This window comes from Parasphingorhabdus sp., from assembly GCF_048269865.1.
Classification (GTDB): Bacteria; Pseudomonadota; Alphaproteobacteria; order Sphingomonadales; family Sphingomonadaceae; genus Parasphingorhabdus.
In genome coordinates this window covers 77631-100272 of the sequence record NZ_JBLWUA010000012.1, presented here as the reverse complement: position 1 = coordinate 100272, position 22642 = coordinate 77631, and the positions used below count along the sequence as shown (strand labels likewise).

Annotated in this window: 19 protein-coding genes; all 19 read right to left on the bottom strand. The window is 58.9% G+C overall.

What is annotated here, in order from left to right; translation table 11 throughout:
- Positions 1–70: 70 nt before the first annotated feature.
- Positions 71–730, bottom strand: a complete 660-nt coding sequence (locus ACN0WW_RS15665) for an NAD(P)H-binding protein (protein WP_417613806.1) — start codon at positions 728–730, stop codon at positions 71–73.
- Positions 731–832: 102 nt separating this feature from the next.
- Positions 833–1993, bottom strand: a complete 1161-nt coding sequence (locus ACN0WW_RS15660) for a deoxyguanosinetriphosphate triphosphohydrolase (RefSeq protein ID WP_417613805.1) — start codon at positions 1991–1993, stop codon at positions 833–835.
- Positions 1990–3894 (bottom strand): SPOR domain-containing protein, encoded by a 1905-nt coding sequence (locus ACN0WW_RS15655; protein ID WP_417613804.1) that lies wholly within the window; start codon positions 3892–3894, stop codon positions 1990–1992. The genes ACN0WW_RS15660 and ACN0WW_RS15655 overlap by 4 nt, the downstream gene beginning before the upstream one ends.
- A 134-nt stretch (positions 3895–4028) precedes the next feature.
- A complete protein-coding gene (gene ftsZ, locus ACN0WW_RS15650) occupies positions 4029–5552 on the bottom strand; it encodes a cell division protein FtsZ (RefSeq protein WP_417613803.1) in 1524 nt (507 codons plus the stop codon).
- A 105-nt stretch (positions 5553–5657) separates the two neighbouring features.
- Positions 5658–6917 (bottom strand): cell division protein FtsA, encoded by a 1260-nt coding sequence (gene ftsA / locus ACN0WW_RS15645; protein ID WP_417613802.1) that lies wholly within the window; start codon positions 6915–6917, stop codon positions 5658–5660.
- A 40-nt stretch (positions 6918–6957) separates the two neighbouring features.
- Positions 6958–7854: a cell division protein FtsQ/DivIB gene (locus ACN0WW_RS15640; RefSeq protein ID WP_417613801.1), complete on the bottom strand. Its 897-nt coding sequence runs from the start codon at positions 7852–7854 to the stop codon at positions 6958–6960.
- The gene (locus ACN0WW_RS15635) at positions 7851–8771 is read right to left on the bottom strand and encodes a D-alanine--D-alanine ligase (protein ID WP_417613800.1); all 921 of its coding nucleotides are present in this window, start codon (positions 8769–8771) and stop codon (positions 7851–7853) included. The genes ACN0WW_RS15640 and ACN0WW_RS15635 overlap by 4 nt, the downstream gene beginning before the upstream one ends.
- Positions 8768–9664, bottom strand: a complete 897-nt coding sequence (gene murB / locus ACN0WW_RS15630; protein ID WP_417613799.1) for a UDP-N-acetylmuramate dehydrogenase — start codon at positions 9662–9664, stop codon at positions 8768–8770. Before murB ends, ACN0WW_RS15635 begins: the two co-directional genes overlap by 4 nt.
- Before the next feature lie 109 nt (positions 9665–9773).
- Complete coding sequence (gene murC / locus ACN0WW_RS15625; protein WP_417613798.1) at positions 9774–11180, bottom strand: UDP-N-acetylmuramate--L-alanine ligase; 1407 nt, start codon at positions 11178–11180, stop codon at positions 9774–9776.
- A complete protein-coding gene (murG, locus tag ACN0WW_RS15620) occupies positions 11177–12361 on the bottom strand; it encodes an undecaprenyldiphospho-muramoylpentapeptide beta-N-acetylglucosaminyltransferase (RefSeq protein ID WP_417613797.1) in 1185 nt (394 codons plus the stop codon). Before murG ends, murC begins: the two co-directional genes overlap by 4 nt.
- On the bottom strand, positions 12358–13617 hold the full coding sequence (locus ACN0WW_RS15615) for an FtsW/RodA/SpoVE family cell cycle protein (protein ID WP_417613796.1): 1260 nt from the start codon (positions 13615–13617) through the stop codon (positions 12358–12360). Before ACN0WW_RS15615 ends, murG begins: the two co-directional genes overlap by 4 nt.
- Positions 13614–14948, bottom strand: a complete 1335-nt coding sequence (gene murD / locus ACN0WW_RS15610; RefSeq protein WP_417613795.1) for a UDP-N-acetylmuramoyl-L-alanine--D-glutamate ligase — start codon at positions 14946–14948, stop codon at positions 13614–13616. Before murD ends, ACN0WW_RS15615 begins: the two co-directional genes overlap by 4 nt.
- A complete protein-coding gene (mraY, locus tag ACN0WW_RS15605) occupies positions 14945–16015 on the bottom strand; it encodes a phospho-N-acetylmuramoyl-pentapeptide-transferase (RefSeq protein WP_417613794.1) in 1071 nt (356 codons plus the stop codon). The genes murD and mraY overlap by 4 nt, the downstream gene beginning before the upstream one ends.
- On the bottom strand, positions 16015–17412 hold the full coding sequence (locus tag ACN0WW_RS15600; RefSeq protein ID WP_417613793.1) for a UDP-N-acetylmuramoyl-tripeptide--D-alanyl-D-alanine ligase: 1398 nt from the start codon (positions 17410–17412) through the stop codon (positions 16015–16017). The genes mraY and ACN0WW_RS15600 overlap by 1 nt, the downstream gene beginning before the upstream one ends.
- Positions 17409–18851: a UDP-N-acetylmuramoyl-L-alanyl-D-glutamate--2,6-diaminopimelate ligase gene (locus tag ACN0WW_RS15595; RefSeq protein ID WP_417613792.1), complete on the bottom strand. Its 1443-nt coding sequence runs from the start codon at positions 18849–18851 to the stop codon at positions 17409–17411. Before ACN0WW_RS15595 ends, ACN0WW_RS15600 begins: the two co-directional genes overlap by 4 nt.
- Positions 18838–20556, bottom strand: a complete 1719-nt coding sequence (locus ACN0WW_RS15590) for a peptidoglycan D,D-transpeptidase FtsI family protein (RefSeq protein ID WP_417613791.1) — start codon at positions 20554–20556, stop codon at positions 18838–18840. Before ACN0WW_RS15590 ends, ACN0WW_RS15595 begins: the two co-directional genes overlap by 14 nt.
- Positions 20553–21155, bottom strand: a complete 603-nt coding sequence (locus ACN0WW_RS15585; protein WP_417613790.1) for a hypothetical protein — start codon at positions 21153–21155, stop codon at positions 20553–20555. The genes ACN0WW_RS15590 and ACN0WW_RS15585 overlap by 4 nt, the downstream gene beginning before the upstream one ends.
- Positions 21152–22093 carry a 16S rRNA (cytosine(1402)-N(4))-methyltransferase RsmH gene (gene rsmH / locus ACN0WW_RS15580; protein ID WP_417613789.1) on the bottom strand — a complete coding sequence of 314 codons (942 nt, stop codon included), beginning with the start codon at positions 22091–22093 and terminating at the stop codon, positions 21152–21154. Before rsmH ends, ACN0WW_RS15585 begins: the two co-directional genes overlap by 4 nt.
- A complete protein-coding gene (locus ACN0WW_RS15575) occupies positions 22090–22593 on the bottom strand; it encodes a division/cell wall cluster transcriptional repressor MraZ (protein ID WP_417613788.1) in 504 nt (167 codons plus the stop codon). The genes rsmH and ACN0WW_RS15575 overlap by 4 nt, the downstream gene beginning before the upstream one ends.
- Between the last annotated feature and the right edge of the window lie 49 nt (positions 22594–22642).

Genomic DNA, 22642 nt, shown 5'->3' with positions numbered 1-22642 from the left:
AGCAAAGCAATCGTGTTACAAGCCATTTGAGAAACCATAGAACAGAGAAAGCCGTTTTGCGCCTCCGCGCTCAGACCTTCGCCCAGATCGCGTCATTCTCGTGCACATAGGTTCCGGCGGCGCGTTCTTCCATCAGCGCCACGATTGCATCGGCAACATCGCAAGCGAGGATCGATCGATAGCGCCGAAATTTTCCGTGTAGCAGAAGGTCCATGGCCGGACTGGCGGCAATTGCAAGACTCTCGCCCAGGCGGGTGTCATTTGTCCGCTCACCGCGCAGCAGGCCGGGACGGATGATATCGAGCCGGTCGAATTTTTGAGCGCGCAGCAGGTCTTCGGCCTCACCCTTGGTCTTGAGATAGAAGCTGGAGGCGCTGCTGTCCGCCATCGTCGAGGAAATGGCGATGAACTGACGTGCGCCGGCAGCCTTGGCAGCGGCGGCCACGGACCCGACCAGATCGCGGTCGACGGCTGCGAACTCCTCTTTTGACCCGGCCTTTTTCATCGTCGAACCGAGGCAGGAGATCGCGATGTCGGGCTTGATCTTGGCGATCGTCGCCGGCCAGTTCTCCTGCAACTGGACGTGAATTTTCGCTTGACCAACATCCTCTCGATAGGGCCGACGGACCACAAGATGCATCCGCTTGTCCGCGCCTTGCATCACGAGTTTTCGGGTCAGCAGGCCGCCGATCAGGCCAGTGGCACCGACAATCAGGATTTTATCGGCCATGGTTGGCGGCTCCTTGATATGGCTGTTAGTGAGCTATCATAGCAGCGACAGCCGCTATCCAAACCGATTTCTGCGGCGCGCGCCGGCGCAGGGACGACGAGATTAATTCCGGCTGTTCAGATCGCCAAATATCTCGCGATGCCGGTTGCGGGCATAGCGGTCCGTCATCCCGGCCAGGAAATCGGCGATATAGCGGATCCGCTCCGGCTCCCGTTCCGGCAGGGCCACAGCCCAGCTTTCCGGCATAAGCTCCGGCTTCTCGCGATAGGCCTTCACCAGATCCGCAATCATCATCTTTCCCTCCTCCGCAGCCTCCATCTGCTTTGGATGATGATAGAGATTTTTGTACATGAAGCGCTTCAACACGCGTTCCTTCTCGGCCATCGCGTCGGAAAAGCCGCCGATCATCTGGCCCGCCTGCCGAACATCTGTTGCCGATTTTATGCCCAGCTTGGCGATCCGCGACTGCGTGGTTTCGAGAACGTCGTTGACCATCAACCCGATCTGGTCGCGGATCAGCTCTGGCAACAACCGGTCTGGTGATACATCAGAAAAACGGTCGCGAATATGGTGCCAGCGATCGGCGAGGAAGGGCAGTTCCAGCAATTGATCGAGGGTCAGCAGTCCGGCCCGCATACCGTCGTCAATATCGTGATTGTCATAGGCGATATCGTCGGCAATCGCGGCGATCTGCGCTTCCAGCGACGGCCAGCTGTGCAGATCCAGAGCCATCGCGTCATTGGCCTCGGCCAGCGCCCAGGTTGGCTGGTCCACGGGTCCGTTATGTTTTGCCAATCCTTCGAGCATTTCCCACGTCAGGTTGAGCCCGTCCCAGCGCGGATACGGCGTTTCCAGGAGCGTCAGCGTACGGATCGTCTGAGCATTGTGATCGAAACCGCCAAAATCGGCGAGTGCCTCTTCCAGCGCATCCTCGCCCGCGTGTCCAAAGGGCGGGTGGCCGATGTCATGCGCAAGGCACAGAGCCTCGGTCAAATCTTCATTGAGACCAAGCGCGCGCGCGAGGGTCCGGCCTATCTGGGCGACTTCAAGACTGTGAGTCAGGCGAACGCGATAATGGTCGCCATCGGGCGCGACAAAGACCTGAGTCTTGTGCCGCAGCCGACGGAACGCAATGGAATGAATGATCCGGTCGCGATCACGCTGGAAGTCATCTCGTGGACCGCGGGTCACTTCTCGCTTTTCATCATGCAGCCGCCCCCGGCTCAGCGCCGGGTCACTGGCGTAGCTTTTCAAACGGGTCATTTGGTCAGCTCGTTGACCTCGACACCGTCGGCGCTGGCCCAGGCAAAGCCATCGCCGCCGCCCTTGCGCAATTGCGCTTCAAAGGCTTTGGCAGCCTTGAAATCATCGAACGGGCCCACGACCATCCGCCGGGTCGCTCCCCATGGCGAGGTCCATGCCTTCTGGCTTTTGAACAGCTCGGGCTGTTTCTTCGTCATCCGTCGATAGTCGAATTTCAGCGCGTTGAGATTGGCCCCCGTGGCGATCTGGACCCAATATCGTTTCGGGTGCTCCGGTTCCTTTGGCTTTGCGGGAGTTTTTTCGACCGGCTTCGCGACGATTTTCGGCTGTGGCTTGGCTGGCTCGATTTCCTCAAGGTTGACCGGAACCACCTCGCTTCGGGTTTCCCGTTCCGGTATATCAATGCCTCTGATAATATCACCGAGCGGCTTGGTGGCCGGGTCCGTGGCCGCCATGTCAACGGATGCAGGCTGCGACTGCGCCAAATCGAAGCTGATCGCATTCACCGGACCGCCGCTATTGGCAGCGGTCTGCCCTTTTTCTTCAGAAAGATCACTAGCCGCCAATTCGGTAGCTGGCAGAGGCGCTGCCTTCTGGGGCGCGGGTTGAGATTTCGTTTGCGGAACAGGATCGCGGCCGGCAATTCGCACCTTGCGTTCGACAGTTTCGGATACCAAAGCTGGCGGCTGCCCCACTCCCAGCGCTGTGGCAAAGCCGGCGGAAACATTGGTGTCAGCGGGCTTGGCCTCGGGCGGAGTGGTCTTGGCCTCGGTCGGAGCCGGCTCCGCCTTGGTCGGTACGGGCTCGACCTTGGGATCGCGAGGTACTGCCGAGCTATCATTTTTTGATGGCTTGGCGAACGCAAAAGTGGGTTTCCGGCGATCAGCCTCAGTCGCCGGCGTTGGCAATGCCGTCTCGGCCAGCCGGACAACCTCTTTCTTTTTGGATCGTTTGCTCGACTGCCGGTCGGGCATCCTTCGGTCTGCAGCACCGGGACGACGGCGTGGCGACTTGTCCGGCATCGCCAGAACGCGCGGCCGTTTCGTGTCAGTGCCCAGCGCCTCGCCCACCGGGATCAGCCCGGCGTCCGCTCCGCCACCGCCTCGGGAAGCGAGAGACGACGCCAACTGCACCGCTGCGACATCAACACCGATATTCTCGCTGGCCGGGAAATGACCGAAATGCACCGCTGCTGCTTTTTGTGCTGCAGTCAGCTTGGGCATGCGATCAAAGAAAGGCTTGATCGCTTTTGCCATGCCGCGCTCCATGGTCTGTTCGACAATATCATTCGCTGCTTTTTTCTGGCCGTTCATGGCCAAAATAAAGGCCCGATTGCGCCAGGCATCCCGGTCACTCTTGTGAAGTAATGGGTTGAGCTGTGCTTCGGCCCGCTCAACATCGCCGCTGATCCCCAGGGAAATCGCGTAGCGCTCGACCAGCTTCTCGGAACTGTCATAGCGCATCGCCAGTTCATAGTCTTTCTGGGCATCCCGGTTCCGCCCGATCAGATCATAGGCCAGGCCGCGATCCACAGCGATTTCACGCGCCGGTATCCCGTTGGCCACCGCCTGATCGAAGTAGCGGATCGCGCCGAACGGATTTTCCTCCGCCAGCAACGCCCTGCCCAATCCGGCCTTGACCCTGCCGCTTGTCGAATAGATCTGGTCAGCCTTCGCCAGGAAGCCGATTGCCGCCCGCATATCACCCAATTCAAGGGCCGCCAGTCCAGCGTCCGCCAGCGCAGAAGAATCATTGGAGTTAATCGCGATCCGGCGCAGCGCGTCCTGCAGATTGTCGCTATTCGTCTGAGTTGTCGACTGTGCCAGTGCGGGACTGTCGGGCACCGCAGTGACCGCCAGCATAGCGGAGGCCGCCAGCAGAATTTTATATCTAAGGTTCACGCTACCCATAAAGGAATGATTTCGCACGAAATCAATCGTTCTAATGATCCAGTGAGGCCAATGGTGGCGCGCGGCAGACAAACTCCCTCGCGCGCCACTATCATCGTATAAACAAGCCCATATGGCCTCGGGCCCTACTGATTGTTCTGACGGTTCAAAAAGCGGGGAATGTCGAGCGGATCACGGGATTTGTCGTCCTCATCGTCGTCGTCTTGATCGCTTTTCGAGCCACCGCGAGTCAGATTGGACATCCGTTCAAACAACGTACCGCCGCTGGTCGCGACCCGGGGTGGTGGCGGTACCTGGCTGGTCGAACCGCTGGCAGGAGCAGGTTTATCGTCGTCAGGGTGGATGGCATCATCACCCAGTACCAGCTCATCCTCTTCCGGTTCCGGCTTCGCAGATGCGGCGCCAGGCGTCAGGGATGCAAAAGATGGTCTGACCACCAGATCATCATCATCGTCATCACCATAGGTTGCGACCGGAGTTGCAGGCGGCGGTGGCGCGACCGGTGCCTCAACTTCCTCGGCTGGTTCTGGTTCAGAAGCCGTTTCGGGCTCATCCGCTGGTTCCTCGTCGCTCTCGTCGCTGGCAATGGATGAAGCAAAGCTGGCTGTTTCCGGTGCCTCGTCAGACGGTTTTGTCGGGCTGCTCATCGCAAAGGATGACGGCGGCGCGGACGCGCTGCTGCCCTCGCTGTCGATACCGGTCGCGACGACCGAAACACGGATACGGCCATCAAGATTGGGGTTGAACGCACTACCCCAAATAATATTGGCGTCGGGGTCGACCAGTTCGCGAATATGATTGGCGGCCTCATCGACTTCCATCAAGCGCATGTCTTCACCGCCGGTAATCGAAACGATGACACCCTTGGCGCCCTGCATCGACACGCCGTCGAGCAAGGGATTGGCGATCGCTTTTTCAGCAGCTTCCAGGGCTCGTCCGTCGCCTTCGGCTTCACCGGTACCCATCATCGCCTTGCCCATTTCGTGCATGACGCTGCGTACATCGGCAAAGTCGAGGTTGATCAGACCCGGCATGACCATCAAATCGGTAATGCCGCGAACGCCCTGCTGCAGCACTTCGTCGGCCAGCAGGAACGCTTCCTTGAAGGTGGTGTTGGGATTGGCGACCAGGAACAGGTTCTGGTTGGGAATGACGATCAGCGTGTCGACATTTTTCTGCAGTTCCTCGATGCCGGCTTCAGCGGATTTCATCCGCCGCGTGCCTTCGAAGGTAAACGGCTTGGTCACAACGCCAACCGTGAGAATACCCCGGTCACGCGCGGCTTTCGCGATCACCGGCGCAGCTCCGGTGCCGGTACCGCCGCCCATGCCAGCGGCGATAAAGCACATATGTGTGCCTTCCAGCGCCTGCTCGACCAGTTCGATCGTTTCTTCGGCCGCTGCGCGCCCGACCTCGGGCCGCGATCCGGCGCCCAGACCCTGAGTGATATCGGGACCAAGCTGGATCCGCCGTTCAGCCGTTGAGCTGTTCAGCGATTGCGCATCCGTGTTGGTGACGATGAAATCAACGCCTTCAACCTCTGCAGCAATCATGTTGGCAATCGCATTGCCTCCAGCACCGCCGACACCGATAACCGCAATCTTCGGCTTCAGTTCTTCGACTTCCGGTGGGCCAATATTGATACTCATCTCACTGTCTCCCGACACATTTTACCGTCGTGTAATATTAGTTTCATGCTTTGCACAAATTTACTGTGGGAATCACCCGAAAAGTTAATTTTTTTCGTCAAAATTCTAAAAGTTTCCACGGATCGCCGACATCAGCCGCCCGAGCACCGCCGATCCGCCATATTTGTGCACATTTTGATGACTTCTCGACATGTAGCGCAGATCAACCGGCTCCTGCGACGCATAAAGCGCCAGTCCGGCCAGTCCGGCAAAAGCGGGACCAGAATGCGCTTCAGGGAGCGCGCTGAGACCTGTGGGACGCCCGACGCGCACCGTCCGGCCCAACGCCGACTGCGCATAATCGGCAATACCCTTGAGCTCGGCACCGCCGCCTGTGAGCACAACCTGGCGTCCAACCGGTCCGGTAAAGCCCAGTTCCTTGAGCGTGCGGCCGATTTCACCGATCAGGTGATCCAGCCTCTGGCGGATAACCGAAATCAGCTGTGCCCGGGTGATGCGGCCTTCTTCTTCCGTCGCTTCCGCGCCTTTCTCGAGATCAAGGTTGATGACATCATGATTGTCCCGCGGACTGGTCGTCGCGGAGCCATAAAAACATTTTATCCGCTCGGCCTGCGCGCGCCGCAAGCCGAACGATGATGCGATATCGTCGGTGATGTCCGCGGCTCCATAAGGCAAGGTGGTCAGCCCGACCAGCATGCCGCCAGCAAACAGAGAGACATTGGTCACTTCCGCGCCCATTTCGACCAGAGCCACGCCCAGCTCCCGTTCTTCCTTCGAAAGACAGGCGGTTCCTGCGGCAATTGGCGATGCAACGATCGACCTCACGTTGAGGTGCGCGCCGCGGACACTCATTTCGATATTGCGAACCGGCGAGGCTTCAGCAAGGATCACATGGATGTCCACGCCAAGCCGATCGGCATGCAATCCCTTTGGTTTTTTCACTCCGTTCAGACCGTCGAGCGTGTACAGGGCCGGCTGAGCGTGCAGCACCATTTTGCCCTTGGGATCGATGCTGGAGCGGCCGGCGTCAAGCAGCAGATCGATGTCGTCCTGCTCGATCCGGTGGCCACCCAGTTCGGTTTCGACCGAAGTCAGCATGCTCTGCAAGCCGCCAGCGGAGAAGCTTACCCAGACGTCGTCGATGTTCGTACCGGCAATGCGCTCCGCCTGTTCTACAGCATCCCGCACATCCATCTCGGTGGCTTCAGTATCGGCAATATAGCCGCGCTTTACGCCTTTACTGGCGCGTTGACCGGTGCCCAATACCGTCAACTCGCCATTGTCCATCCGTCCGGCGATCATCGCCGAGATTTTGGACGAACCAATGTCGAGGGATGTGAATATTTTTTCTACCCGCGTCGGCATGAACCTGGTCCTCCCCCTCGATATTTGTTGCCACTGATCTTCAACTTTCCGGCCCTTCGCTTTCCAGTGCGACCTTCTCCGGTTTTGGCGGCATCCGCAAATAGGCACGTTCCGCATCCCGCAGATCAAAATGCACCACACCGCGACCGAGCAGGCGGTTGATACCGTCCATACGCGCAAAATTCAGCAGCGCTGCGGACGCAGTCTCCTCGCCTTCTGGCAGCGCCAGAGTTTCGCCACTGTCAAACTCCAGATCCCAACGCCGGTTCCCAATCCAGGTCGCTCCGGTCACCATCGGCCGCAACGCTGGCGCAACATTAAGCAGCGAATCCAGCTGTGTAAATTTAAGGTTGGCTTGCTTGCCGACGATAACCGGCAAGTCGGGAATTTCTTCTGCGGTGATTGCTTCCAGCGGATAGCCGGTATTGTCGATCAGCGAGAGTTGGCCCTCATTCTGCCAGACCGCAACCGGTTCGCGCTCGACAATGTCCACCACCAGAGTATCGGGCAAACGGCGCGAAATACGGGCATCCTTGATCCAGCCATTGGACATCAGATCATCGCGCACCTCGTCAATGTCGACCAGCAGCATCGAACGGTCTTTTTGCGCCAGCGTGATTTCATAGACTTTGAGTTCGTCGATCCGGTTGACGCCGGTCACTTCAACCCGCTTCACTTCAAATCCGGCATCGCCGACCGCCTCCGCGATCTCCGTCTTGATGCGCTCATTGATGCCGGAATAATGCGCGACGCTATAGGCGCCGAGAATGAACACACCCACCAGCCCCCAGGTCAGGCCCTTTTGTACCTGCTCTTCGCTAACCGGCATCGCGCGCAATATCTTGTCAAAAACCGAAACCTGCCTGACTTTCCGTCTGGCCTGACGGCGCGGTTTGCCGCGGGCGGGCCGATTAGTGCGTTTCTGGGTAGCTGTCATAGCGCTTCTCTCACGATTATTTCGACCAGCTGTTCATAGCTGATCCCCACCTGCCTCGCCTGCTCCGGCACCAGGCTCAACGGGGTCATGCCCGGCTGGGTATTGGTTTCTAGCACAAAAAGGCCGGCCGCGCCCTGTTCATCATCCCATCGGAAGTCGGTACGCGACGTACCCTTGCAACCCAATATCTGATGCGCGCGCAACGCGTAGTCGAGACAGAGCTTTTCAATCTCTTCGGGAATGTCAGCGGGGCAGACATGCTCGGTCAGCCCCTCGGTATATTTGGCATTATAGTCATAGAAACCCTGCGCGGTTTTCAACTCGGTCACGCATAGCGCCTTCTCGCCCAGAACCGCAGTGGTGAGTTCGCGGCCCTTGATAAAAGGCTCGGCAAGCAGCTCATCAAATTCCTGCCACGGACCGGCCGCGTCGCGGCTGATCGGATTGCCGTAGTTGCTGTCATCGGTCACAATCGCGACGCCCACCGATGAGCCTTCGTTAACCGGTTTCAGAACATAGGGCCGAGGCAGCGGGTCACCCTCGTACAAGCTGGCGCTGGCAACAATCTTGCCCTCCGGCATCGGGATACCGGCGGGCACCAGTTGCTGTTTGGTCAGTTCCTTGTCGATCGCGATGACCGATGTGGCAAGACCGCTGTGGGTGTAAGGAATTTGCATCAAGTCAAGCATGCCCTGAACACTGCCATCCTCGCCCGGCACACCGTGGAGCGCGTTAAAAACGACATCGGGGCGAATACCGTCGAGGATCAGAGCGATATTGCGATCCATATCGACCCGGCTGACCTGATGGCCGTTCTTTTCCAGCGCGTCGGCCACGCCATTGCCGCTGCTCAGCGAGACTTCGCGTTCGGCGGACCATCCACCCATCAAGACGGCGACGTGCAGTTTATCTTTCACAGCTCATCCCCTACCCGCTGGATTTCCCATTGCAGCTCTACACCCGAATGCGCTTTCACGCGCTTGCGCACCTCTTCGCCAAGCGCCTCGATATCGGCAGAAGTCGCGCCGCCGAGATTGATCAGAAAATTGCAGTGTTTTTCCGAGACCTGGGCCTGACCGATCTGCAGGCCGCGGCAGTCCGCTTCGTCGACCAGTTGCCAGGCCTTCTTGCCTTCAGGGTTTTTATAGGTGGAGCCGCCAGTTTTTGTGCGGAGCGGCTGCGAGGCTTCGCGCTCGTCACCGATGCGCTTCATCTCTGCACCGATTTGTACAGGATCGCCGCGTTCGCCGACGAATGTAGCACTCACGACAATCGCGCCTTCGGGCAGCGCGGAATGGCGATAACTGTAGCCCATATCAGCAAGCGGGATGGTCACCAGGTCGCCGTTGCGGAGGATCACGTCAGCACTCTTCAATATGTCGCACACTTCGCGGCCATAGGCTCCTGCATTCATCCGTACCGCACCGCCGACGGTACCAGGAATACCGCGCAAAAATTCCATTCCCGCGACGCCATGATCGCGGGCGGTGCTGGCGGCGGAAATTCCGGGGGCGCCAGCACCGCAGCGCAGCGACAGACCCTCCGCTTCGATACCGGCAAAAGCTTTGCCTAATCTGACCACCACACCCCGGATGCCCCCATCACGGATAATCAGATTGGAACCCAGCCCCAGAGGCCAGACGGCTATTGACGGATCGAGGTCGCGGAGAAATTGGTGGAGATCCTCGCTATCTTTCGGTTCGAACAGCCACTGGGCAGGTCCACCACTCTTGAACCAGACAAGCGGTGCCAGCGGCGCGCCTTCCGTCAGCTTGCCGCGCGTTTCAGGCATGGTGGCGATAGCGGTCATCGCGTCGCACCCAGACGTGCTCCGCACTTGATGCGGAGCCCTGCAAGGCCAGACAGCTTTTGCCGCCAGAGCTCCGCATCAAGTGCGGAGCACAAGTATGGAAGCACGGTCATTTCCGCGCCTCCGCTATGCCATCCGCAAGGCCGGCGGCCCATTTGGTGATATCGCCCGCACCCAGGCAGATAACCATGTCCTTTGGTCGCACGATATCCGCCAAACGCGCGGCCAGCGCCTGTTGATCGGCGACGGTTTCCGCAAGTCGGTGACCACGGGTCTTCAGTCCCTCTACCAGCACCTCACTGTTGACACCCTCGATCGGATCCTCTCCGGCCACATAGACCGGCGTAGCGAGGACCATGTCGGCATCGTTGAAGGCACCCTGAAATTCTTCCATATGGTCCCGCAGACGTGTGAAACGATGCGGCTGGACCACGGCAATGACGCGCCCCTCGGCGCCCTCGCGCGCGGCCGACAGCACGGCCTGAATCTCGACCGGGTGGTGACCATAATCGTCGATGATGGTCACGCCGTCGACTTCCCCGACCTTGGTAAAACGCCGCTTGACGCCACCGAAATGATCAAAGCCTTTTGCGATCTGCTGATCATCAATGCCCATTTCCAGTCCGACGGCGACGGCGGCTATGGCATTCTGAACATTGTGGCGGCCCGGCATCGGCAGTTCGATACCGGTGATTCTTCTGGTCTCGCCGTCACGATCGCGGACGTCGACATCAAAGCGATTGCCACCGGCCACCGGCGTCACATTGACCCCTTTAACATCGGCCTGGGCGGAAAAGCCGTAAGTGATGATCCGGCGATCGCGGATGCGCGGCAACAAGGCCTGCACCTCGGGGTGATCGATGCACAGGATCGCCGCGCCATAGAAAGGAACATTTTCTACAAATTCAAGAAAGCTGTCCTTGATCTTGTCGAAGCTGCCATAATGATCGAGATGCTCGGCATCGATATTGGTCACCACCGCGATCGTGCCATCCAGGCGCAGGAAACTGCCGTCGCTTTCGTCAGCCTCGATTACCATCCACTCGCCGTCGCCGAGCCGGGCATTGGAGCCATATTGGTTGATGATGCCGCCATTGATCACGGTCGGATCAATACCTCCTGCGTCGAGCATTGCCGCAACCATAGAAGTGGTCGTCGTCTTGCCATGGGTCCCGGCGATCGCGATGGTCGATTTCAGCCGCATCAGTTCGGCCAGCATTTCCGCTCTGCGAACCAGCGGGATGCGGCTGGCCAGGGCCGCTTCAACTTCCGGATTGCCGCGCTTGACCGCTGTCGATATCACGACAACGGCGCTTCCTTCGACGTTCTCGGCGCTGTGACCAATTTTCACATCAATGCCCTTGGCGCGCAATCCCTCGACGACATAACTTTCAGCAATATCACTGCCCTGCACATGGTAGCCGAGATTGTGCATGACTTCCGCAATCCCGGACATGCCGATACCGCCTATCCCGACGAAATGAATCGTCCCGATATCCGTACCGACAGCCTTCATTGTGCACCGTCCTTGGCCAGCGCTTCTTTGCGGGTCGACAGCCGCTGCGTTACGTCACGTTCTGCTTTCATCGCCGTTCCGAGCGGCGCTGTTCCGATGCTTTCGACCAGATCGGCAAGATCGTTGACCGCCTCGGGCCGTCCGCATTTCGCCGCAAAGCGTGCCGCGTTTTCCAATGCGCCGGGCTGCAAGGCCATCTTCTGCATCTGCTTCGCCAGCTCCTTGGCCGTGAAGCGTGACTGTGCAATTGCCCTTGCGCCGCCCGTCGCGACCATTTCTTTTACATTATAGGTCTGATGATCATCCATCGCGCTCGGCAGAGGGATCAGGATCGCGGGACGGCCAGCCGTGGTCAACTCAGCAATGGTTGACGCCCCTGCCCGACCGATTACCAGGTGTGCCCAACCGAGCCGCTGCGGCAGATCCGGGAGATAGGTCGCCAGTTCTGCCGGGATATCATGCTCGGCATATTTGGCGCGCACACCCTCGATATCATCTTCCCGGCATTGTTGGGTGATTTGCAGGCGGCGGCGCAAGTGCATCGGCAGCATCGCCATCGCATCCGGCACCACATCGGACAGGATCGACGCGCCTTGGCTGCCGCCCGTCACCAGCACCCGGAAAATGCCTTCTTCCGACAGCTCCGGATAAGGCTCTTCGCGCAGCGCAACGACTTCTTCGCGCACCGGGTTGCCGACCAGATGGACCTTGTCCTGATATTTCGGCTTTACCCGCAGAACATCCGGGTAAGCGGTCGCAATCGCGTTCACCGAACGCGCCGCGAGCCGGTTGACCCGGCCCAGAACGGCATTTTGCTCGTGCACAATCGTCGGAATATTCCGGGCGTTCGCTGCAAGCAGTGCAGGATAGGCAGGATAGCCGCCAAAGCCGACAATCGCTGACGGCTGGAATGTCTCATAAAGCTGCATAGCCATCCGGCGCCCCTTGAGAATGGCGCCAATACCGCTCGGCCAGCTGCGCGGATCCTTGGTGACCCGGCCAGCAGGCAGCACATGGACCTGACCATCTTCGATCATGCCGGGAATTTTTGCACCCCGGGCATCGGTGATCAGGGCCACGCGATGCCCACGCAAAACCAGTTCCTTGGCCAGCGCATAGGCCGGGATCATGTGCCCGCCGGTCCCGCCCGCTGCCAAAACATAATGTTTCGAAAAACTCATACCGCTATCCGTCCTTGCTCGGGCCAGGCCGAGACATATTGTGAACGGTCAAGATACGGGTTTCGCCGGGTAAATGCGAGTAAAAGTCCGATCCCTATGCAGAGCGCCAGAATCGAGGAACCGCCGTAGCTTACGAGAGGCAGAGTCATGCCTTTTGAAGGAAATAGCTGGAGATTCACCGCCATATTGATGAGCGCCTGCCCGCCAAACTGGGCGGTCAATCCAGACACGGCGAGAATGATAAAATTATCTTCTTCATCGAGCAGTCTCAGGAAAACCCGGACAATGATCGCAAGATAGACAAGTGCGATGGCCATGCAGGCAAGCAACCCGAATTCTTCTCCGATCACCGAGAATATATAGTCCGTGTGCGCCTCTGGAAGCTTGAACTTGGCGGATCCGAGCCCTGGACCGGTGCCAAGCAATCCGCCTCCGGTCAACGCTTTATGGGCCAGCATCACCTGATCATATTCGCCGCTACCAAATAACCATGCGTTGATCCGCTGGGTCGCCACGGGATAAAGAAAATACGCCCCGACCAAACCGCCGACACCAGCGGTACCTATCGCTGCGATCAGACGGGCCGACAGGCCGGAGACCGTCATCACCGCAAACCAGATGCCGCAAATCAGGATTGTTTCGCCCAGATTCGGCTGCATCATCATCAGGATCGCGATGATTCCGGTCAGGAAGACCGATAGCGAAATCACCGGCAGCGCGGGATCCTTGATCCTGAGCGACAACAGCCAGGCCAGCGTTACCCCATAGAGCGGCTTGAGAAATTCGCCGGGCTGGATAGTTGCAAAACCATAGCCGATCCAGCGCCGTGCACCGTTGACGGTATTCCCGAAAATGGGGACCAGAAACAGCAAGATAAACGCGACGAGCGCGCCCAGGATCGCAAAACGCCGAGCCTGCTCCTTTGGCAGCATCGATACCACCAGCATCATCGGAATGCCGACGATAACCCAGCCAAGTTGCCGATAAAAATAATAGAGCGGATCAACCGTGACCGTTGCTGTGCTGTGCTTCAGCGCGGTGACCGGTGATGCTGCGGCAACAGCGATCAAACCAATGGCAATCAGCGTCAGGATCAGTCCGAGCAGCACCCGGTCCAGTTCCCAGAACCAGATGGCGAGCGGCGAGCGGTCGCTGCGTCCGAGCCGCGATTGCAGCTGGAACCGCTTCTTTTTCAGGCCACCGGCAATTTCCGTATGCGGGCTTTTGTTGGCTGGGCCCTTTTCAGATGAGCTCATCGCTTTCCCTCCTCGTGGGCGCTTCCGGCCAGTTTATTCTCGATCACCGAATTGACGGCGCAGCGGAAACAATTGCCGCGCGCTTCAAAGTCCCGGAACTGATCGAATGAGGCGCAGGCCGGTGACAACAATATCACCTCCCCAGGCCGGGCGTTGGCGGCAGCACGCTGCACTGCAGTCAGCATCATTTCACAGGACTCGACCGGAACATGGCCGGCCAGCAATTTACCAAACAACGCCCCCGCTTCACCAATCGTGTAAGCACGGACGACGTTTTCGAAGAAGGGTTCACACTCCGCCAGATTGTCGCTCTTCGGCAAGCCGCCCAATATCCAGTGGATTTTCGGATAGGCACCCAATGCTGGCCCCGTGGACGCCGGATTGGTGGCTTTGCTGTCATTTACAAACATTATTCCGCTGGATTCCGCGATGCGTTCCATGCGGTGGGGCAGACCGGCAAACCAGGCCAGCGCCGGACGCCATTGCGCTTCGGTAATGCCGAGAGCCTCGACCGCGGCGACCGCGGCGATGGCATTCTGAAGATTGTGGGGGCCTTGCAGCGACGGCCAGTCGGGTTGACCGGCGATCTGCCGCGAACTGGTGTCCACGATATTGGGCACCCGGCCGAGATCTCGCAGCCCTTGCAAAGCCAATTGCGTCTTGTCATCATCGCTGGCGAATATCGCGCAATGGTCAGAACCCATCATGTCAAAGAGACGCGCTTTGGACGCGGCATAGCTATCGAAGCTGTCATAGCGATCGAGATGGTCGGGGCTGATATTGAGCAGCAGCGCCACGTCGCAGTCGAGACTTGCGGTAAGGTCAATCTGGTAGCTGGACAGTTCCAGGACATAGACGCCGCCTGCGGGCAGCGGCTCCTGGGACAGGATCGGCAAACCGATATTGCCGCCCATCACGCTCGGTAAGCCCGCGCTCTCCAATATATGATGGACGAGAGCCGTGGTCGTTGATTTGCCATTGGTACCAGTGATGCCGACGACCCTGTGGGACGGCAGCGAGGCGCGGGCCTGAGCGAACAATTCGATATCGCCGATGATCGGCACGCCGTCTGCCTTGGCCTTTTGCGCGATCGGATGGCTGTTGAGCGGCACGCCCGGAGAAACCACGATTGCATCATAGCCGGCCAGGTCGGATTCCAGCGGATCGGCAATCCGCGCCTTGTCGGCGACGCTTGCGCGCAACTCTTCCCGATTGTCCCAGGCGAGCAATTCCGCACCGCTGGCGTGGAGGCTTTCCAGCACCGCCATGCCGGATCGGGCCAGTCCAAGGATGGCATAGCGCTTTCCGGCAAAGGCGGGGGACACAATCATCTCAGTTTCAACGTTGCCAATCCGGCTAGCGCGAGCACAAGACTGATGATCCAGAAACGGATCACAATCGTGGATTCGGACCAGCCAAGCTGTTCAAAATGGTGATGGATCGGCGCCATGCGAAACACGCGGCGACCGGTGCGCTTGAAGAAGAATACCTGGACGATGACGGAAACAGCCTCGAGAACAAACAGCCCGCCAACCAGCGCAAGCACGATTTCATGATGGATCGAAACCGCGATTGCACCCAGCGCGCCGCCCAGTGCGAGACTGCCGGTATCGCCCATGAAAACCGCAGCTGGCGGGGCGTTGAACCACAGGAAGGCAAGGCAGGCGCCAATCACACAAGCGCAGAAAATGGCCAGTTCACCGGCTCCCCGCACGAACGGGATGCCGAGATATTCCGAAAACACGGCGTTACCGGACATATAGACGAGAACCAGAAAAGTGGCGCTGGCAATCACCACCGGCATGGTTGCCAGACCATCCAGACCGTCGGTCAGGTTGACCGCATTGCCGGCACCAACGATCACGAACATCGCAAAGGGGATGTAGAAGTAACCAAGATCGATCTGGACGTCGTTGAAAAAAGGTACGTAGAGGCTGGTCCCGATCTGCTGGACAATCAGCCAGGTGGCAAAACCGGCAATCGCGAATTCGAGCAGCAGCCGGACGCGTCCCGGAATCCCCTTGTGACTGGCTTTGCGGACCTTGTCATAATCATCCATGAACCCGATCGCGCCAAAGCCTAGCGTCACGAAAATACAGGCCCATACAAAGACATTGCTGAGATCCATCCAGAGCAGCAGCGAGAGAACCACGGAGATCAGGATCATCAGACCACCCATGGTCGGCGTGCCCGCCTTTTTCAGATGAGTGATCGGACCATCCTCGCGGATCGGCTGTCCCTTGCCCTGCCGCATGCGCAACATGTCGATGAACTTCGGCCCGATCAGCAGACCGATGAACAAAGACGTCGAAACAGCCGCACCAGAGCGGAAGCTCAGATAGCGGAAGACATTAAGAATGCCTTCAAATTCAAGCCATTGGGCCAACAAATAAAACATTAATACTCCCCGCTCACCAACGCGGATACCGCAGAGGAAAGCCCCAAATAATTTGACCCTTTGATCAGAAGAATATCGCCGTCGCCGATCAATTTTGCGACCTCGCCCAGCGCTTCCGAAGCGCTGGCGGCATGTGACATTTTGACGCCCCGATCAAGGTCCTGTTCGAGTTTCGCGGCAGTATGTGTCATATCATCGCCGACCAAGATGATCGCCTCTGCTCCGGCCAGAAGAATATCGTCAGCCAAGGCCCGGTGATACTGTTCGGACTGCTCACCGAGTTCACCCATCGCCCCCAGAAGAACGATCTTGCGCCCGGCATTTTTTTCGGCGGCGAAATGTTGCAGCGTTGCCTTCATCGATGCCGGATTGGCGTTGTAGCTTTCATCGATAACGGTCGCCTTGCCGCCGGATTTGAGCGACACGACATGGCGGCGGCCTCGGCCGTCAATACCGCTCATTTCGGCCAGTGCCAGTCCGGCAGTTGCCAGGTCACCACCCACGGCGCGCACGGCTGCCAGTATCGCCAGGGAATTGGAGACCCAATGCTGCCCGGCTTCTGCAACGGTAAAACAGAGACTGCGCTCGCCCAGCTTTGCCGTAACCAGCGATCCGCCCCGCGGAGCGGCAACCACGTCAATCGCGCGCACATCGGCTGCGGCATCAAAACCAAATGAAATCACTTCGCCTGCGTAGCGCTCGGCCGTAGTCCGCAAGCGCTGGTAATGCGGGCTGTCATGCGGGATGATCGCCGTCCCGCCCGGGACCAGCCCTTCAAAAATCTCTGCCTTGGCATTGGCAATGCCGACTTCCCCGTCCGCAAAGTTACCGATATGCGCCGGGGCAATAGCGGTGATAAGCGCGGCATGCGGCCGCACCAAACGAGTGAGCGCGGACAGTTCGCGCGTGTGATTCATGCCCATTTCAAAAACGCCATATGCCGTTTTTTCGGGCATCCGCGACAGGCTGAGCGGAACACCGACATGATTGTTATAGCTTTTGACTGAGCGGTGGGCCTTCCCGAAGGAACAGCGGTTCAACGCGGCAAACAACGCCTCCTTCGTTCCGGTTTTGCCGACCGAACCGGTCACGCCGATGATTTTGGCCTCGGTACGGGAGCGCGACGCCGTGCCCAGCGCATCGAGGGCTTTCGCCGTGTCGTTGACCAGAACATGGGGTCCATCGACAGGCTGACTGACAATCGCGCCGGCGGCTCCGGCTGCAAAGGCCTGCTCAACGTGCAGGTGACCGTCGCTATGCTCGCCCTTCAAGGCAACGAACAGGTCACTCTCTCCAATTTCGCGCGAGTCAAAAGCGACGCCGTCGACGGCGAAATCGGTGCTGGCCTTGCCGCCGGTAGCTGCGGCGATCGCCGCTGATGTCCACAGCGCCGTCATTGCACCTGCGCTCCAGCGCATTCTCTGGCAACTTCAACGTCATCAAAGGGAATTATCCGGTCACCGACAATCTGCCCCTGTTCGTGGCCCTTGCCGGCGAGCAGAATGATATCCTGCGGCCCTGCCAGATCAATGGCCTGCGCGACTGCGGCGCGCCGATCCCCGACTTCCATGGCTCCGGCTGCACCGGCCATGATTTCGGCCCTGATGATTGCCGGGTCTTCGCTGCGCGGGTTGTCATCCGTGACAACAACCTGATCAGACATCTCCACAGCGATCCTGCCCATTTCGGGCCGCTTGCCCTTGTCGCGATCGCCTCCCGCACCGAACACGGTGATAAGGTTGCCGGTCACATGCGGTCGTAACGCTGCAATTGCTGCGCGCAACGCGTCGGGCGTATGGGCATAATCCACATAGACGGGTGCACCAGCGCGCGTAATGACCGCCCGCTCCATCCGGCCGCGCACCGGCTGCACCCGCTGGATATGATCGAATATTTTTTCCAGCTGGCCGCCCGTCGCCAGCACAATGGCCGCCGCGCACAGGATATTGGCGGCCTGATAGGCACCGATCAGCGGCAACGCAATGCGGTGCGTATTGCCCTCTGCCTTGACCATAAGGACCTGTCCCAGATGCGTGGGGGTCTGCGATACCAGCCGTAAAGTCGATCCCTGCTCACCGACTGTCAGCAGCTTGAGGCCCCGATCTTTTACGCGCTGGATAACTTTCCCGGACCACGGATCATCATCGGCCCAGACAACGGCGGTTCCATCGCTCCAGACAACTTCATCGAACAGCCGCATCTTGGCTTCGAAATAGCTGTCCATGTCGCCGTGATAATCGAGGTGATCGCGGCTGAGATTGGTGAAGGCACCAACCTCTACCGGCAGGCCTTCCGTACGATATTGCGAAAGACCATGGCTGGACGCTTCGAAGATCGCGTGGCTGACCCCTTCTCTGGCCAGACCGGACATATTGGAAAGGAATGTAACGATATCAGGGGTGGTCAATCCGGTCTTGACCTGATCGTCAGCCGTGGTGACGCCAAGCGTGCCGATCGACGCGCTGTTATAACCGTCCATCCGCCACAGCTGGCGGGTCAGCTCTGCAACGGATGTCTTGCCATTCGTGCCAGTAACAGCGGCAACATGGGTTGGCGACGGGGTAAAATAGCGCGCGGCCATCTGGGCAAACAGGCGACGGGGCTCTGAATCAGCGACATGGACGGCACCATCGACCTTTGCTCCCGGGTCCGCAACGACGGCAATGGCACCAGCCCTGATCGCCGCGTCGATGAATTCCTCACCGTTAAACTTTGCGCCTCTGAACGCACCGAAGACATTGCCGGGGGCGATTTTGCGGTGGTCAATGGCAAAGCCGGTGACATTCTGCTCACTCGCTTCACCACTGAGGCCGGGGACAAGGCTATTCAGTCTCATTGCTTTGCTCTTTTGAAGCGGCTTTGGGTTTCCACAGCAACGGGGTCAACTCCGAGACATCGACATCACGATGGTCGTCCGGAATGACGCCAAGCATCGGACCGACCCGCGATACCAGTTTTCGCACAATCGGCGCGGTCGTCCAGCCGGCAGTGCGCTGAAAAGCTGTTTCCGCGGTTCCCTGTGGTTCATCGAGCATGGCGATAACGACATAGCGCGGATTGTCCATCGGGAAAGCGGCCGCAAAAGTGGAAACCAGAGAAGTCTTGTTATAGCCGCCCCCTGACGGCTTTTCAGCCGACCCGGTTTTGCCGCCAATCCGGTATCCCGGCGCATCCGCTTTGCGGCCGGTGCCATCTGACACGATCATCCGCAAAAGCTGGCGCATGCGGGCGCTGGTCGCGGCCTTGAACACGCGGCGGCCCTTTGCCTCTTTGCCAGGCTCGACCTTCAACAGGGTTGCTGGACGCCAGATACCGCCATTCACCAGCGCCGCGTAAGCACTGGCGAGATGGAGCGGGGTCACTGCAATACCATGGCCATAGGCCACCGTCATATTGGTGACCCGTCCCCAGTTGCGCGGCCAGAGCGGCTTACCCCTCTCGAACAATTCAATATGCGGACGTTCGTCGAAACCGACACGGCGGAACATATTCTCCATGGCTTCCCGGCCCAAATTGTCGGCGATCCGGGCAGTGACGATATTGGAGCTGTGCACCAGGGTTTCCGGCACGTTGAGATAGCGTCCCTGGCTATGGTCGTCCTTGATCGTAAAGCCACCCACCTTGATTGGCTCCATGGCATTATACCGAACCGCCAGATCGGTGACCGTGCCGGCGTCAAGAGCCGCTGCAATGGTCAACGGCTTGAACGTCGAACCCAGCTCGAACACGCTTTGGGTTACTTCATTATTCTGGTGCTTCATCGTAGACTTCAGGATCTTGTTCGGATCGAACACTGGCAGCGAAGCAAGCGCCATGACTTCTCCGGTTTCGACGTCCAGTATGATCCCGGCCGCGCCCCGCGCCTGCGTCATGATCATGGCATCGTGAAGCTCGCTCTCCAGCGCCGCCTGTGCCCTGCTGTCGATGGACAAGACGGCCGGTGTGGCGCGGAGCGTTTTGTCAACGAGACGCTCGTCGAGCGCCCGTTCCATTCCCATGACGCCCTTGCCGTCTGCGTCAACATAACCAAGCACATGCGCCGCCAACTCCCGCTGCGGATAGAGGCGCTCGTCTTCGCGCGGAAATTCGATGCCGATTTCACCCAGCGCGTGGATCTGCTTGACCTCTTCCGGCAGCGCCCTGCGACGGAGATAGGTCGGGTGCGAGCCGCTCAGTCTTTTCAGAAAATAGTCTTTGCTGGTGTCGGGAAAAATCGCAGCAAGCTGTTTCGCCAACACCTCTTTGTCACCCAAGACACGCGCCGGGACCACCCGGACAGCATAGCCACGCATGGTCCGGGCCAGGGGAACACCATTACGGTCGACGATATCGCCTCTCGGCGGAATGAATGCGCTGCTTGACGGGCGGAACGGGGCCGCATCTTCCAAAATGGTCAGGCTGATCAATCGACCGATGATGATGGTGAACGCGGCCAGAAAAACCAGCAGCAGAATCATCAGTCGGAAATGCGCGCTGGCGGTTATCTCCTTGGCTTTTCCCGAAAACTGCACCTTCTTGCTGTTGGCCAGAAGTGTCGTCATTCGGCCATGCTTTCGATTTTTTCTGCTATCGCCCTGCGCCCGAGATCGCGGACAAGGCCATCATCCAGCAGCTTCTCTTCCATCTGAGCAACCCGCGTGGTGCGCGCATGCGCACCGTCCGGCTTTTGCCCATTTTGCGCGTCATCCGCACCAACGGGCGGCGTAACCCTGCTGCCGATTGCGCTGCCGTCCGGATTGCGATCTTGCGCCTTGGCAGTCCCGAACACGGATCCAATGATCCCCGCAGGCTTTACACCATTCATCGAGCTGATCACGGCAACCTGAACCGGCTTGCGCAGATCTTTGCCGCCAAGATTGGCAAGCGCGCGCTCGCCATCGAGATATTGCGAGGCCTGCGGCGAGGCATAGCCGAATTCCAGCTTATTCCATTCCTCCAGCTGGCGCAGATTGGCGCGCGCGCTGAACTCTGTTTCCAGATAACGGATTTCCTTTTTCGTCTCGATAATCTTGTGATCGGTACGGGCAAGGTCGCTCCGCAAGGTCGCAACACTGAGCGACAGCGGGTAGAGCAAAATCGCCACCAGAAAAACCAGCGCGAGCCAACCTATGCCTTCGAGGCGCTTGATGGCCAGCTTCATTGCTCGCTCTCCCCGCTCGGCGCGTCAGTACGCACCGCTGATCTGAGGGTGGCGGAGCGAGCCCGGGGATTAAGGGTCTGCTCCGCCCCGGCCGGACGCACCGCTTTGGCTGGTTTATGAAAGGTGGGTGCCGGCCGTGTCTCGTTAACTTGGGGTAGATGGCGAGAACCGGCGGACTTCTGCCCGCTACGGTCCCGCAGAAAATTTTTGACGATGCGATCTTCCAGACTGTGAAACGTCACCACAGCCAAGCGGCCACCTGGCCGGAGCATTTTTTCAGCGGCAGCCAGGCCGTCTTCCAGTTCGCCCAGTTCGCGATTGATATGGATGCGGATCGCCTGGAAAGTCCGGGTAGCCGGATCCTTCTTGTCTCCCGCACGAAATCCCAGCGCTTTTCTGACAACCTGCGCCAATTCGGACGTGCGGGTCAGTGGCCGCGCCTCAACGATGGCCTTCGCGATGCGCCGCGACCGGCGTTCCTCACCATAGCGATAGATGACATCGGCGATCATCTCTTCTTCAGCCTCGTTCAGGAAATCGGCCGCACTTTCGCCATCGCGCGCCATCCGCATGTCGAGCGGACCGTCCTTCTGGAATGAGAAACCCCGCTCGGCCTGATCCAGCTGCATGGAGGACACGCCGATATCGAGGGTCACGCCCTCAATGTCTTCGTCGATCAGGATCTCGGCCATTTCGGAATAGCGGGCATGATGCAAGGCAAGGTTGCCATCCGCATCGGCAACCATGTCCTGACCATTGGCGATCGCATCGGGATCCTGATCAAAGGCATGAACCTTTGCGCCGGCCTTCAGCATCGCTTTTGTATAGCCCCCTGCTCCAAAGGTGCCATCGACATGCGTTTCGCCAGGGGTAATGGCGAGCGCTTCGATCACTTCATCGAGCAGGACCGGTACATGGCGGGCAGCAGCGAGGGTCATTTCTTTTTCCCTCCGCTTTTTTCGCCGATATCTCTCAGATGATGTTCGACCAGACGCCGGTCTACCGGGACGTCATCGGTCGTGTCGAGCAAGGTCTGCGGATTCCACAGACAGAAGGTCGTTCCGATCCCGTGGAACAGGACGTTGTCCTTGAGATGACCGATTTCCATGAGGTGGGGTGGCAGGACGAAGCGCCCGCTGGCGTCAAAGCTGAGGTCCTGAAGGGACGAGAATTTACGAGCCCCGGCGGCATCCTTGTCAAAGCTGTCGCCCCGCGCGATCGCCGCTTCCCATTGCTTGTCGATTTCGGCGAGCATGTCGGCCTTGCGGCTGAGGCCGAAGCCGACAAGACAATCCCATTTTTCATGAGTTCCAAGACAGAGAGTCCGGCCATCGCTGCTCTCAATCAGATTTTTGCGCAGGAAGGCCGGCACCGACAGCCGACCCTTGTCGTCTATCGCCGATATTGCAGAGCCTGAATATGCAAACGCACCTGACACAGCGAGAATTCCTCATCCGAACCGGGGCGATAATCTCCCCGATCCAGAA